The sequence below is a fragment of the Paenibacillus sp. JT31N17 genome (assembly GCF_056269255.1).
Genome location: NZ_JBWDNP010000001.1, coordinates 283,098 through 296,355, shown reverse-complemented (window position 1 = coordinate 296,355; position 13,258 = coordinate 283,098). Strand labels below are relative to the sequence as shown.

Sequence of the window (13,258 nt, the reverse complement as noted above, 5' to 3'; positions counted from 1 at the left end):
GCGGCTCAGCCGGTTCTATCCACCATGCAAATACAAGCGCCGTATAGGCCGAATTATACGCAGCCACTCTCTTTTTACGACGATTAGCGCTTGCGCAGCTCGGACGGCGCTACGCCTCTGTACTGCTTGAATTGCCGGCTGAAATAATAGACGCTGCCATAATCCAGGGCATCGGCAACCTCGCTAACATTCATGCCATAGTAGCGAAGCAGATGCTCGGCGCGCTCAATCTTCATATCGATCACATAAGCCTCCAGCGTTCGGCCCATAATCGCGCGGAACTTGCGGGAGAAATACCGCTCGGACAAACGCGCCCGCTCCGCCAGAGAGGATACTGTATGCTTCATCCCGGGAAATTGACGGATGTGGCCGGCAACCTCATGAATGATCGACATCAGCTCCTGATTCTCACTCAGCCCGGCTTCCTCCTCGCATGTCTCCTCGCCAGCGTATTGCAGCAGCAGCAGATAGAGCAGATGTGCAGCCTCTGTCTCACTGCGCGCCTGGTTCTCCACGAGCGTGCGGGCGTAGCGGGTCATGTACGTTTCAAAGGTAAGACGATCCTTAATCTGATGATAGAAAGGATAATCGCATGAAGCTTCCAATGGCATTTGAAAATGTATATAGGATATCGTGAGCGGAGATCGCTCATCATGGCGGCCGACCGTCTCGTCACCCGGCCGAAACAAAAAGCAGCTGCCCGCAGAAACGGGACGATGCACCCCATTCACGATCACTTCTCCTTCACCGCTCCAAACATACCACAGATCAAAATCGTCAAATGGACGGCCAACCGTATTCCACCTCCAGCTCGGTTCGCAGAACACTTTGCCGAATGATGGTGTAAGCCTCAAATCCTCAACTGTAAAAGACATTGCTGAAGCACCTTCCTTCCCAGATAGGCCAAATCGTATAAAAAGTTTGTCTTTACGTGAATGTATTTCCACACCCGGATTCGATAATCTGAACATTAAGAATCACTATATGAAAAAAACCAGGAGGAATCGATATCATGCTGCATCCATTTATGGGTATCAAGGATTGGGATAAAATCGGACTGTCCGTCGCCGACTCGGCCGAACGGCTGCGCCGCATCGCCTGCTTCGACAGGAAAGTTACGCGGATAGCCGCTGGACGGATGATCGCTTGTCCGGAATACGAAATCAAGGGGCTACTTGCCCGTATAGCATGGCTTGACGCCACGCATCACGATCAGCTGCGCAGCCGCTGCAAGCAGCTCCGCATGAGTACGTCCGCCTTCGACAAAAGCCCAGGAACCTCTGTGGATAAGCTGATGGATGCCGTGCTTGATTCCGGCACCACGCTTGAGCTGCTCAGCGCCCTGTTCACCGTGATCAAGCCGGCGCAGATACGAGCGATCCGCGACTATATGGAGCTTGCCCAGCCTATCGTCGATCAGCCGACCCTTCACATCCTGCGCCACCAGCTGCTCGATCGCGAGGATGAAATCGCCTGGGGACAGGAAGCGATCGCTTCTCTCTCTTCTGCTGCCGGCCGGGAGGAGCTGGATAAGGTGCAGCGATGGATCGCTTATCTGGAGCAGCTGCTAGGCGCAGCAGGCGGAGCGGACGGAACCGGTCCGGAGTCAGCACTGCCCGAAGCAGGAGAATTTCAGAACGAACCTTTTGCACTGCCGGACCATAGCCCGCGCGACAGCCGCTACACATCCTCGGTGACCAAATTCAGGGATATTCATTTTGAAGACAGCGACGAAGGACGTTTCAAGATGATGATGTATTCCCGTTACTTTGAAATGTCGCCTGCGGAAGGCGTAGCCTTTGTTCTCTTCGAGACAACCGGCAGACCCTGGGCCTTCTACCTGGATACGGCGCGTCATCTCTGGGATGAGGTGCGCCATTCCTGGTTCGGCGAGGCCGCGCTGCGGAAGCTTGGCTATGACGTATACGAAGCTCCTAACTGGACCGGGTTCTATGAGGTATCCAAAAATCTGTTCGGCGCAGAGGAAGCTTATGTGCATCTGACGGTAGCCATTGAACAGGCAGCCATGAAATACCCGCCCGGCAAGCGCGAGGAATGGGAATTTGCCCGGGATACGGCCAAGGACCCGCTTATGACCACCTTTCAGGATTTCGACTGGGCCGATGAGGTCGTCCATGCAGGCTTTGGCAAGAAATGGGTGATCGATACCGTCTATGACGGCAATATGGAAGCAGCCCGCAGGGACGCCGATCAGACATGGGAGAAAAGGAACCGCTTTATGGAGCAGGTGTCCGACAGGGAGGACAAGCAGCAAAGTCCCTTCGCCGGAAATTATTAATTGCCGCGTTGCCGCACCACAGCCCTAAAGTATTAGGACAGGCCTGGCCGCTTCAGAACGCATAAATGCCGGCCAGGCGTTGTTTTTGTGCAAACTTATAGAACATGAAACTGGGCTTGCATGCTGCTGAAAATACTTGATGAGCTGCCAAAGGACGCGATATACGATTCTTCTTTGCCCTCAATGGAGGGCGAAGTTGTTTCTTCCTGTGCCCTGTTCTGGTCTAAAGAAGCTTGCTGTACATCGCATACGTGCGCCACAGCCGGTAGCCCATATTCTCATAGAAGGCGGCAATCGGCGTCGCGTCAATGACAATGTTGTCAATTCCGCGGCTGCGAAGCATGGCGATGCCCGCCTGTACGATTGCCGCCCCATAGCCGAGGCCCCGGTAAGCGTTGTCAATGCCCAAGGGTCCCACGCCTCCCAGCTCCTCCTTGAACAAGGGCGACCAGTATATATTTTGTGTCAAAAGAGGCGAAGCCGCGTCATTGATGCGGCAAAAACCGATTAAACGGTCCCCGCGCTCCATAATGACAAATTCCCGTCCGCTGCCGCCTTCCTCCCAATACTGGCGGGTGGAATACTCCCATCTTCCCGGAAAATGCTCTCTCATGAAGCTCTCTATACGGCCCCGCTCGTCTTCATGGAGAACGCGGATTGCGGCGTCCTCGAGAACAGGCATATGAATGGGTTCATCCGAACGATATTGGCGCAGCAAATCCTGCAGGCTGCCTGTAGAACGGTAGCCTTTGCTCTCGAACCATTCCGCCGCAGCGTCTCCCTGGTCCGGAAGGCCTGGGAATATGCGTCTGTGAAGATCATTCCCGAGATCGGCTTTAATCACGCCCGCGTCACGCAGCGCCCGCTCCGCTTTCTGCAGCAGATAGCTGCCGATCCCCCGCCCCCGGTAGTCCGTATGAACAAGCAGCGCGCTGATCCACCCCTCATTACCCGGGAACGAAATACCCTCCATGGGATCCATCCATTTCTTAGCGGCTGCAAATCCCACAAGTCGGTTCGTGGATTCATCGATCGCCGCCCAGGAACCGGCAGCGAGCATATTGCCATCCTCCTGCCAGCATTGCCGGAGCAGCCGCAGACGCATCGGAAAGTCGCTGCCGAGCTCTTCGTTCCACAAGTCAGCCGCAGCCTCAAGCTTCAATTCTGCCAAAGGTATAAATCGAACCATATTAATCCATTTCCCTCCTGAAGGTCAAGCTCCCCTGTATTCGCCTGGCGTCGAGCCGGTATGCTTCTTGAACAGCTTGGTGAAATAGCTCTTATTATCGTAGCCCAGCTTCTCTGCAATCTTCTCTACGCTGATGCCGGTTTTATCCAGCAGCTCCTTGGCCCGCTCCATCTTGGCGAAGGTGACATAATTGATAAAATTGTGGCCGGTTTCTTTTTTGAACAGCCTGCTGAAATAACTGGAATTGATATGAAGAATATCCGCGACTTCTTCAAGCGTGATTTTCTTGTTGATATGCTTGGTCACATACTGCTGCGCCTCAAGAATCTCCGAGCGTCTGGACTGGCTGTAAATCAGCTGGACCAGCGGTATCCGCTCGCGGAAAAACTTCTGCACCCAGGCGGCGAGCTCATCCAGCGTACTGATATCCGCAATGGTCTGGTGCAGCACTTCAAGGGAGAAGGTCGTCTGGTAATGCTGCAGGGCCAGAAGCCTGGATTGAATATCGTAGAGTATCTTAAGCGTCCATTCCTTCACGATTTCAGGGGGATAACGTCTGCTGCGGATCAGCGCCATCCACCGGATAATGATGCCGCCGAGCCTGTCTTCCTCTTCCTCCAGAAACGCATCCCGGATTTCCCCGAGCGCATCGGAGTAATGCTCGTACAGATCTCCGCCTGCAAATTCAGTAAACGCCGATCTCGGGTATATGCCACCCTCTGCCAGATAAAAACGATAGGCCGACCCGCCGAGCAGCCAGGAAATTTCCGCGCTCAGCTCGAGAGGATCACCTGCCGCATTCCCGTAGATAAAGGTCGCTACCATTCCGAACTGCCTCTTCAACTGCAGGTGCAGCTCCCGGATCAACGGCTTGAACGCCTCGTAGGCATTTTCCTTTAGCGTCCGGCGATAGGGAATCAGAATAATATATTCCCTCACATTATTCGGAAGGAGCAGGACGCCAGGCTGGGCCTGCATGACTTCCGTCACAGCCGTCATCAACGCCAGCATTATCGGAGAATCCTGAATCAGACGTTCGCGGACCTGGGCATCCGGATTCAGATAGCACATAATCGGCAAGTAGCTCTTCCCTTCAAGCTCGACGCCAAGCAGCTCCGCTTCCCTGATCCAGGCCGGGACTGCTGTTTCGGTCCCATGAAGCATCTTGTGCAGCAGCGTTTGTTTCCGGGCCATCTCATTCTCTTCGGCAATGCTCTTGAAGCTGTCGATTTGGGCGGAAATCCGGCTCCTGTCGGCAAGCTCGCTGCGGATCCTCGTCAACAGCTCAATCATTTGCTGCTGATTCATCGTTTCCTTCAGTACGTAATCGTCAACCTGCAGGCGGACCGCCTTCTGCGCATAGCCGAAATCATCCATGCACGAAAGAATGACAACCCGGATATCCGGTTTAAGCTGCTTGAGCTCGGCTATCAATTGGATGCCATCCATCAGCGGCATGCCAATATCGGTCACCACAATATCCGGCGGCTGAGCCCGGGCTTTCTCAAGCGCGGCGGCGCCGTTCTTGCAGGCGGAGTGGAGCTTGAGCCCAAGCTCCTGCCATGGAATCATGCCGGAGAGAAACTCCAATACCGGGAAGTCATCGTCAACCAACATAACGGAGTACATCAGCGGATCACCTCTCAAGGTTGTTTATTCCGTCGTCAGAATCGGAATCATCACTTGCAGTACAGTCCCTATGCCAGGCTTGGAGTCAATCGCCAGCCTGAATTGATTGCCGTAAATCAGATACAGACGCTCATATACATTGGAGATGCCAATACTCGACAGCTTCACTGACGGCTCAGCCGGATTAATATCCCGGTTACGGCTCATTTCATGCCGCAGCAGCTCCAGCTTCTCATAAGCGATTCCTTCCCCGTCATCCTCAATTGTAATGGTAAGCAGCTTGTCCGCCTTGTGGGCGCTGATGCGGATCAGTCCCGCATTCTGATTCAGCCCGTGAATATATGCATTCTCGATTATAGGCTGGAGCAGGAATCGCGGAATCGGGACAGCCAGACAATCGGATGCCGCATTAATCTCCAAATCGGCCTTCTCGGACTGTCTGAAATTCAGCAGTTCCACATATTTCTTTACAATATGCAGTTCCTCATGAAGCGGCGTAAATTCATTATCCCGCTGAATCGTCATTCGCAGAAGACCCGATAATGAGGACAGGAGCTCGGCATTCTCCTTGTCGCCTTTCATGAGAATACGGAGCCGGATCGAATTCAGGATGTTAAACAGAAAATGAGGGTTGATCTGGGCCTGAAGCATGGCGAGCTCCGCTTTGCGCTTTTGCGTCTGTTCCATCGTGACCTCCGCCATCATCCATTCAATGCTTTCGAGCATCTGGTCGAACATTTTGCCCAGATGGCCGATTTCATCACGGCCCCGGATGTTGGAGCGGATGGTCAGATCGCCGGCTTCTACCCGCGCCGCAACCTGCCCAAGCTTGATCACCGGCTTGGTGAATTGTCTCACCATGTAAATAAACAGAACGAGGAACAGCAGCACCGCCGCGATTTGAATGGCAAAGCTTAGTCTGTACACGGTATGAATCTGGCTGACCGCTTCCTTGTAGGGCTTGAGACTCGCCAGCTCGTACCCGCCGTAAGATAGGCTGTGTCTGCTGAGAAGAAAGGATTCATTCTCATATTCAACCAGGTGGGAATCGGGATTCCGCGCTTTGCTGCTGAATTGAAACGGTTTGCCGACTTTACTGCTGTCCTTGCTGGCGATAATCATCCCCTGCTTATCAAGCAGAACGGTTTCCTGGCGTCCTACATCGTGCCGGAAAATCTGACTAAGCTGATCTTCCCCGATACTGACGATAAGATAAGCGTAAGTCTCATTGGAGGACATACGCAAATTACGCGCGACGGCGATTGAGAAGGGAATGCCGGAACGGCTGGAATCGGGGGTTCTTTTGATCAGACCCACCCAGTCCACCTCGAATGCCGGCAGATCCCTCAGCCGTTCCATCCATGGTTCATTCTCAATGTCGGATGGCTTGAATGCGTCATCCAGCTTAAGCGTGCTGGTAAAGTATTGTCCTTCTGTCGTTATGAGCGTGATATATACATTATCCATAGCGTAAGCAATATTTTCGAGCTTGTCATCGATAAAATATTTGGCCGCCAGCGTATCCTTCGCATAGTCCTGCTGTTTGGAACGGCTGCGCTGCCAGATTTCTTTCAGGGATACGTTGATATCATTCTCAAACATGATGGAATTGGAGATCCGGATCATGCTGTCGAACAAGCCCGATATATACACATCCGCAAGCTCAAGCGATTTTCTCTCATTGTCAACAACCTGGGCCCGGACAATATTTTTGGTCAAATAATCGCTGGCCCACAAGGTGAGCAGGGAAGGCAAAAGCAAACAAAGCACAGAAGTAACGACGAGCTTGTAGCGCAGACTTCTTCTCCAGCTTTTATTTTGAAAAAATCCGGCCATGATTCCCCCCCTGAGCGCTCTCAAATGTAAGTAAGCTGTGCGAGCATGGAGAACAACTAATTGGAGTGATTTTATAGGCTTTCCTATAATTAGAAAAAACACCCTTTCCCGAAAAGCTGCGGATAAAATAAAGTTCGGGAAAGGATGCCGTGCTTATTCTATTTTAACATATTTTGAGCGATTATTTGTTAGCGTCGACTACTTTTTGCAAAGCCGCATTGGCGCTCTTGATCGTGGTTTCGAGATCCTGCTGTTTCAGTATGAATTTCTCCGCTTCCTTCACAAACGCATCATCCAGTTCGGTTTGATAAGCCGGCGGGATATTAAGCGGTGAGGTCGGGCTGTTCTTGATGACATACGACAAGGAATCAGCGTCGATTTTATCGGGGCTTTGGACTTTTCCCTTGACGCCCGCAATAAATTGATCAACATCCTGGTTCTTCCATGCCGAATAAACATTGTTCAGCTGCTCGCCTTTGGTCGTGTACCAGCGGATGAAATCATAAGCGGCCTGCTTCTGCTCCGATTTGTTCAATACCGCCATGAAGTTGCCGTTCGCGGGGCTCAGGCCTGTCTGCCCGTCCGCCGAGCTGGATGGCATTGGCGCAAACGCCGAAACGAAGGTTGCAGGGAACTCATCCGAGCCGCCTGCTTCGGTTATCATCCAGTTGCCGGTAACAATCATGGCCGCTTTCTGGGCGAAATAAACGGAGCGGTAAGCCAGCTTTTGAGAAATCGTGTCGGTATACGGAATTGCGCTCTTATCCACATTCTCCGCCTGATCGCGGATTTCCAGCGATTTGCGGATTTCCGGGCTGTCAATTTTGAGCACGCCGTTATTGATCAGGTTGTTATCCTTCGGCTGGTTGATCAGGCCAAGCTCAAAGTACAACGGCCAGGAGTGAAAGTACGTACCGAATATTTTATTTGCGCCCTCCCCGCCGGAAAGCTTTTTGGAATAGTCGAGATAGTCCTCCCACGTCCATTTGGTCGGGATAGGCAGACCGGCTTTGTCCAGCATATCCTTGTTCAGCAGTACAAAATAATTCTCGTACGTGTCCGGAAGGGCATACACTTTGCCGTTGATGGAAGGATCGACGATATATTCGTCGGTTACGCTGATTCCTTCGGCAGTAAGCATATCATTGAGCGGGGCCAGCAATTCAAGACTCGCGCGTTTCGAATATTCGCTTGAATTGGGGAACAGGGCGATATCGATATTTTCTCCGGAAGCCACCAGCAGATCGAGCTTCTGCATGCCTGCCACGGAATCGTTATTGTCAACAAGCGGAACATATTCCACTGTCACATCCGGTTTCTCCTGTTTATACGCTTCGATGGCCGGTGCCATCTGCTCCTCCGGGAACCACGCAGCCACTTTAATCGTAACCGGTTCAGACGAAGCTTCGCCCCCTGTATTCGCGTTCGTGGAATTCGCGGGCTTGTTCGCATCGGCAGACGTTGAATCCGCATTATTGCCGGAATTACCGCCGCATCCCGCCAACAATCCGACAGCAAGCGCAATCGTAACCGACATACCCCATGTTTTCTTAAACATATGATTCCTCCTCAGGTCTTTTGCGTGGCGCTTTTACGCTCAGCAGCTGGATTTTCCGCTTTAGCTAATCCTACCATCCAGCTTTTTATTAAGAAGCGAAAAAAATTGACCGGTTTAAAATTATTTTTACATTTTTCGGCAGTTTTCATTATTTTTCCACTCCTATCCTTTCACTCCGCCAAAACTGATTCCTTCGATTACATGCTTCTGGCCGATAATAAAGACGGTCAACAGCGGAATAATCGCAGATACCGAAGCTGCCATAATCAAGGAATAGAACTGTCCGTTGCGGTCGGCAAAGGCGCTCATGCCCAGCTGGATCGTGAAGAGCTGCTTGTCGCTCAGGAAAATAAAAGGCGTTTGAAAATCATTCCATGTCCAGATAAAGCGGAGGATGCCGTAAGTCGCCAGGGCCGGTCTTGCAAGCGGCAGCATAATACGCGTGAAGATCGTAAAATGGCCTGCGCCGTCCATTTGCGCCGATTCGATAAATTCATTGGAAATGCCCTGGAAGAACTGGCGCAGCAGGAAAGTTCCAAGGACGCTGAAGCCGCCCAGCAGAATAAGTCCGGTATGCGTATTGTAAAGACCCACAGAGCGGAACATGACGAACAGGGGTACCAGCGTGGCTTCGGCAGGAACCATATAGGTCGCCAGGATGAAAAAAAACAGAATATTCCGCCCGCGAAAATGAATTTTTGTAAACCCGTAAGCGGCCAGGCTGGAAACAATAACGGAAAGCAAGGTGGTGAGCAGTGTTACTTTTATAGAGTTCCAGTAAAACAAGGCGAAATTCGCTTTGCCCGCCCAGACGGCGCGGTAATTATCAATCATTTGCCAGTGCTTCGGAATCCATTCCACGGGATAGTTGAAGATGTCCGTCTCCGGCTTGAAGGATGAGGACAGCATCCAGAAGAACGGCAGCAGAAACAGGAGTCCGATGATGGACATCATGACCGTCATAATGACTTTCCCGGCATTTCCTTTGCGTGAACCCGCGATTCTTTCCATTAATCATGCACCCACTTCCGCTGCGCAATCCATTGCAAAAACGTAATCAGCAATACGACGAAGAAGAGCACGACGGCCATGGAGGAGGAGTAGCCGGTCTTCAAATTAACGAAGCCCTCCTGAAACATGCGGGTGACAATGACAGAGGTGGAATCAGCCGGTCCTCCGTCGGTCAGCACCTTAATGAGCGCAAATACTTTAAAGCTGCCGATGATGCCCGTAATCAGAAGAAAAAAGCTGGTTGGCGTAAGCAGCGGGAACGTAATGCTTTTAAACTTGCTCCAGGCCCTTGCCCCGTCAATATCCGCCGCTTCGTACAAATCATGCGGAATATTATTGATTCCGGCGATATAAATAATCAGCGATACGCCCATATCAATCCAGATCATCAGCATCATCACCGAAGGCAGCGCGTAATGAGTATCTGCCAGCCATTTGGGCGGGTTGTCCATACCAAGCGACATCAACAGCCCGTTCACTGGTCCGTAGGACGGGTGAAACAGCACCTGCCATACGACTGCCACCGCAACGACACTGGAGATTTGCGGCATAAAGAAAATGATTTTGAAGAAGCTCTGCGCGTATACATGCTTCGTCAAAATAACGGCAAACAGCAGCGCCACGGCCATTCCGATCGGAACCGCCAGGATCAGAAACAGATTATGCAGCAGCGTATGGATGAACGCCTCATCCTGAAACAGCTTGATGAAATTATCCATTCCGATGAAGCGGATTTTACTGTAACCGGTTACGAATGACCAATCGGTGAGACTTAACGTAAACAGCATAATAACCGGAATTAATGTGAAGACAATGACGCCCAGAAGCATGGGACCTGTGAACAAATAACCGGCAAGCGTCTCGCGCCTTCTCCTGGCGCTGCTTGATCTTATCCTGACGCCGGGGACTGCCGCGCTCTTTTCCTGTAGCCCCATTTTATCGCCCTCCAACCCTATTCGAACTCATATCTTATTATAAGATTCATCAGAATGGGCACATAAGGCAGGATTATGACTCTTTTGTAATTTTTTTGACTGATGCAAGCGGTTTCAGAGAGATACAGGGAAAAACCCGGAATCTAAGGATCCCGGGCAATTCTGAAAATGTGATAGAAATCGCTGTCGGTTATCAAGGTCTTCATCCGCTTCTTTGATCACGGTATTGACCGGGTGTCAGCCCCTCCGCCTTGCGAAAGACGCGGATGAAATACGAAGGCTGATAACCGACAGCCTCCGCAATCTCGTTCACCCGCAAATCCGTTGTGCGCAGAAGCTCCTTGCCCTTGGCAATACGCACGGCCGCGAGATATTCAATAAAATTGATTCCATGGATTTGCTTGAACGCCCGGCTCAGGGAGAAGGTGCTAAGCCCGCAGGATTCCGCGCAGCTCTCCAGGGAAATGTCTCCTGCAAAGCTTCTCTCCAGCTCCTCCTTGACTCTGTCGACGATCTGCTTCAATTCCCTGTCCTGCTGCAGGAAGATCCATTTCATATAAGCGCCCAAGACTTTATTCTGCAGCAGCTGGAGCATCGCTTCCGGCTCGCGGATCGACAGCAGCTGCTCGTAGAGGCTGCCCCCTTCCTGCTGGCCTGGAGGCTGGAAGCCCGCCTCCATCATCGTGTGCAGCAGGCTGCCAAGCAGCTGCAGCGCGCCCTCCTGCACCGCCTTCTCCGTGACGCATCTGTGGGTCAGCTCCCGGAAGAAGGCTTCCATCCTGCCTGCAGACTCCTCTGCATGCCCCAACCGTACAGACTGGATCAGCTCCTTCTCCAGCGAGAACGGATAGCTTCCGGCTTCACCGCCTGCAGGAAGCATATCTGCAAGCTCCATCACCTGCCAATCCTCCTTGAGATCGCGGTGACGGACTGCTCCCCGCAGATAGGACAGCAGCACCGGAACCTCCTGGACCCTGTCGGGACCGCCATAGCAGATCACCGCCTGCAGCTTGAGCAGCGAGCGGAGCATCTGAGCCAACTCCCTTGCCAAAGTGAGCAGCTGCTCCTTCGTCTGCTGCGGCGTTTCCCAGGCCGGGCACGGGATCAGAATCGCCACGGTCGTGTCTTGAAAATTAATCACTTCCGCCTGCTGAATTTTTCCCTGCACAAATTCCTGGGCGACATTGGCCGCGGCAAACGTCATCAATTGTTCTTCGTTCTCGCGGAACCTCCGCTCTGGAGAAGACAAGCGCCCGATCTGGAGCAGCAATACGGCAATCCGGTCCCCTGCGTTTAGCGGCCAACCGAAGCCTGCCATTCTGTCCATCAGCTCCTCCTCGCTCAGCGTATGGTAATGGCCATTCACTAGCTGCATCAGAAAGCCCGCCCGCAGCGACGGATAAGCACGCTTGAGCTCTGCCTGAATAGCCTGCTTCTCATCGGACATATCCCGCCATCGGCTCTCGATATACCCCATCTCATCTCCGTCGTAGCCTGTACTCCTGTCCTGTTTCCTGGAACCCGGATGATTCGCAGAATCGCCATACCCGATGTCCTGCTCCATGGAAGCGGTATCCCGCCGGGGTTCTCTCACCAGCGCCACCAACCGGTGGATAGGCCGGTACAAGCGGCGGGATCCCAGCCATGACAGCAGTACAGCCAGCAGCAGGCCCGTCAGACTGACGGCAAACAGCGACCGGGATAATAAAATTATCGGACCTGTCATCGCCGATAGCGGCGAAGCGGTTACATAGGTCCACGAGGTTCCGGATCTGGCGAGTTTGCTGTAAGAAACGGAATAGCTTTCATGATCCCACTTGAACAGATAGGAGCCGCTCTTCGCTGCTTTGCTGTTCGCGCCCCTCTCCTTATTTTCCTCCTGCCGTTTTCTGACATCTGTCATTAATGCGGCCCTGAACGGTTCCGAGCCCTCGGCAGCACTTGTTTCCTGAACGATCAATTCCCCGGCATCGTCAATCAGAAGTGAGGTTCCTTCCTTCTCGAGCGCCGTCTCCTGCACCATCGCCGTCAGCTTGGCGCGATCCATGATAAATAATAATGCCCCGTATGATTTGCCGTACACCGGAAGCCTGTTGACCAGCACCACCTTCTCCTGCGGACCGGCTGCAGTCTGACTAAAGTGCGTAAGCCAATAGATGCCTCTCGTATTGTCCAGCAGCCGATTCAGCTGATCCTGTTCTTCCTTGCCGGCAATCTGCCTGATTCCGCCGCTATCGGAGAGGACAACGGGCAGATCCTGCTTGAGATACAGCTGCACCTCGCCGATATACGGATAAGTTGCTTTAATCAGACCGAGGAAGCTGAACAACGCATAGGATGTATTGTATTCCCGCTTCAGATCCGTTTCCTTCAGGCTGGCATCCATTCTGGGATCCAATGCCCATTGGGAAGCAGCCAGCTCCAGCTGCGAGAGGGTCTCGTCCATCCTCGCCGTTGTTCGCCCGAGCAGCACCTGATGGGCGCTAGCCACCGCCCGTTCGATATTGGTTACACCAAGCACATAGGAGGCTATTCCAATCACAGCAGTCGGCAAACTCGTGATGCATAAGACGAGTATCAGGCTTTTCTGATAGAAACGTCCACGGCTTGTCCGCTGTTTCCACCACCGGTTTCCCATATTCCAGCCACGTTTGATCATCTGAACACGCGCTCCTTTAGAGGGATCAAGAAGTCCAAATAGGATCACGGGGAACTTTTTGAACCTGCATGATTAGCCAGTTTTTTTGATGCTTGCCTTCTGGCTTGACTACCAGTTTAACATGTTCAATTGTGAAACCGCC

The 13,258-nt window shown here is 52.4% G+C and carries 10 protein-coding genes; 1 reads left to right on the top strand and 9 read right to left on the bottom strand.

Translation table 11 applies throughout. The features are described 5' to 3' along the window. Nucleotides 1-83: 83 nt before the first annotated feature. The gene (locus AC0YOB_RS01330) at nucleotides 84-875 is read right to left on the bottom strand and encodes a helix-turn-helix domain-containing protein (RefSeq protein WP_475791209.1); all 792 of its coding nucleotides are present in this window, start codon (nucleotides 873-875) and stop codon (nucleotides 84-86) included. 137 nt (nucleotides 876-1,012) lie between these two features. Here AC0YOB_RS01330 and AC0YOB_RS01325 point away from each other — a divergent pair, with 137 nt between their 5' ends. Continuing rightward, nucleotides 1,013-2,299, top strand: coding sequence for a hypothetical protein (locus tag AC0YOB_RS01325; RefSeq protein WP_475791208.1), 1,287 nt, complete (start codon nucleotides 1,013-1,015; stop codon nucleotides 2,297-2,299). A 223-nt stretch (nucleotides 2,300-2,522) separates the two neighbouring features. Here AC0YOB_RS01325 and AC0YOB_RS01320 read toward each other — a convergent pair whose 3' ends face one another. The 8 genes from AC0YOB_RS01320 to AC0YOB_RS01285 all read right to left on the bottom strand — a co-directional run bounded on the left by AC0YOB_RS01320 (nucleotide 2,523) and on the right by AC0YOB_RS01285 (nucleotide 13,116). After that, a complete protein-coding gene (locus tag AC0YOB_RS01320; protein WP_475791207.1) occupies nucleotides 2,523-3,488 on the bottom strand; it encodes a GNAT family N-acetyltransferase in 966 nt (321 codons plus the stop codon). Nucleotides 3,489-3,512: 24 nt separating this feature from the next. Continuing rightward, nucleotides 3,513-5,117 carry a helix-turn-helix domain-containing protein gene (locus AC0YOB_RS01315; RefSeq protein ID WP_475791206.1) on the bottom strand — a complete coding sequence of 535 codons (1,605 nt, stop codon included), beginning with the start codon at nucleotides 5,115-5,117 and terminating at the stop codon, nucleotides 3,513-3,515. Nucleotides 5,118-5,141: 24 nt separating this feature from the next. Further along, the gene (locus AC0YOB_RS01310; RefSeq protein ID WP_475791205.1) at nucleotides 5,142-6,953 is read right to left on the bottom strand and encodes a sensor histidine kinase; all 1,812 of its coding nucleotides are present in this window, start codon (nucleotides 6,951-6,953) and stop codon (nucleotides 5,142-5,144) included. Nucleotides 6,954-7,134: 181 nt separating this feature from the next. Next, nucleotides 7,135-8,511, bottom strand: a complete 1,377-nt coding sequence (locus tag AC0YOB_RS01305; protein WP_475791204.1) for an ABC transporter substrate-binding protein — start codon at nucleotides 8,509-8,511, stop codon at nucleotides 7,135-7,137. An 11-nt stretch (nucleotides 8,512-8,522) separates the two neighbouring features. After that, entirely contained in the window at nucleotides 8,523-8,660 is a 138-nt protein-coding gene (locus tag AC0YOB_RS01300; RefSeq protein ID WP_475791203.1) for a hypothetical protein, read from the bottom strand. A 13-nt stretch (nucleotides 8,661-8,673) separates the two neighbouring features. Continuing rightward, nucleotides 8,674-9,522, bottom strand: coding sequence for a carbohydrate ABC transporter permease (locus AC0YOB_RS01295; protein WP_475791202.1), 849 nt, complete (start codon nucleotides 9,520-9,522; stop codon nucleotides 8,674-8,676). Continuing rightward, the gene (locus AC0YOB_RS01290; RefSeq protein WP_475791201.1) at nucleotides 9,522-10,457 is read right to left on the bottom strand and encodes a carbohydrate ABC transporter permease; all 936 of its coding nucleotides are present in this window, start codon (nucleotides 10,455-10,457) and stop codon (nucleotides 9,522-9,524) included. The genes AC0YOB_RS01295 and AC0YOB_RS01290 overlap by 1 nt, the downstream gene beginning before the upstream one ends. A gap of 202 nt (nucleotides 10,458-10,659) precedes the next feature. After that, nucleotides 10,660-13,116, bottom strand: a complete 2,457-nt coding sequence (locus AC0YOB_RS01285; protein ID WP_475791200.1) for a helix-turn-helix domain-containing protein — start codon at nucleotides 13,114-13,116, stop codon at nucleotides 10,660-10,662. Nucleotides 13,117-13,258 lie beyond the last annotated feature (142 nt).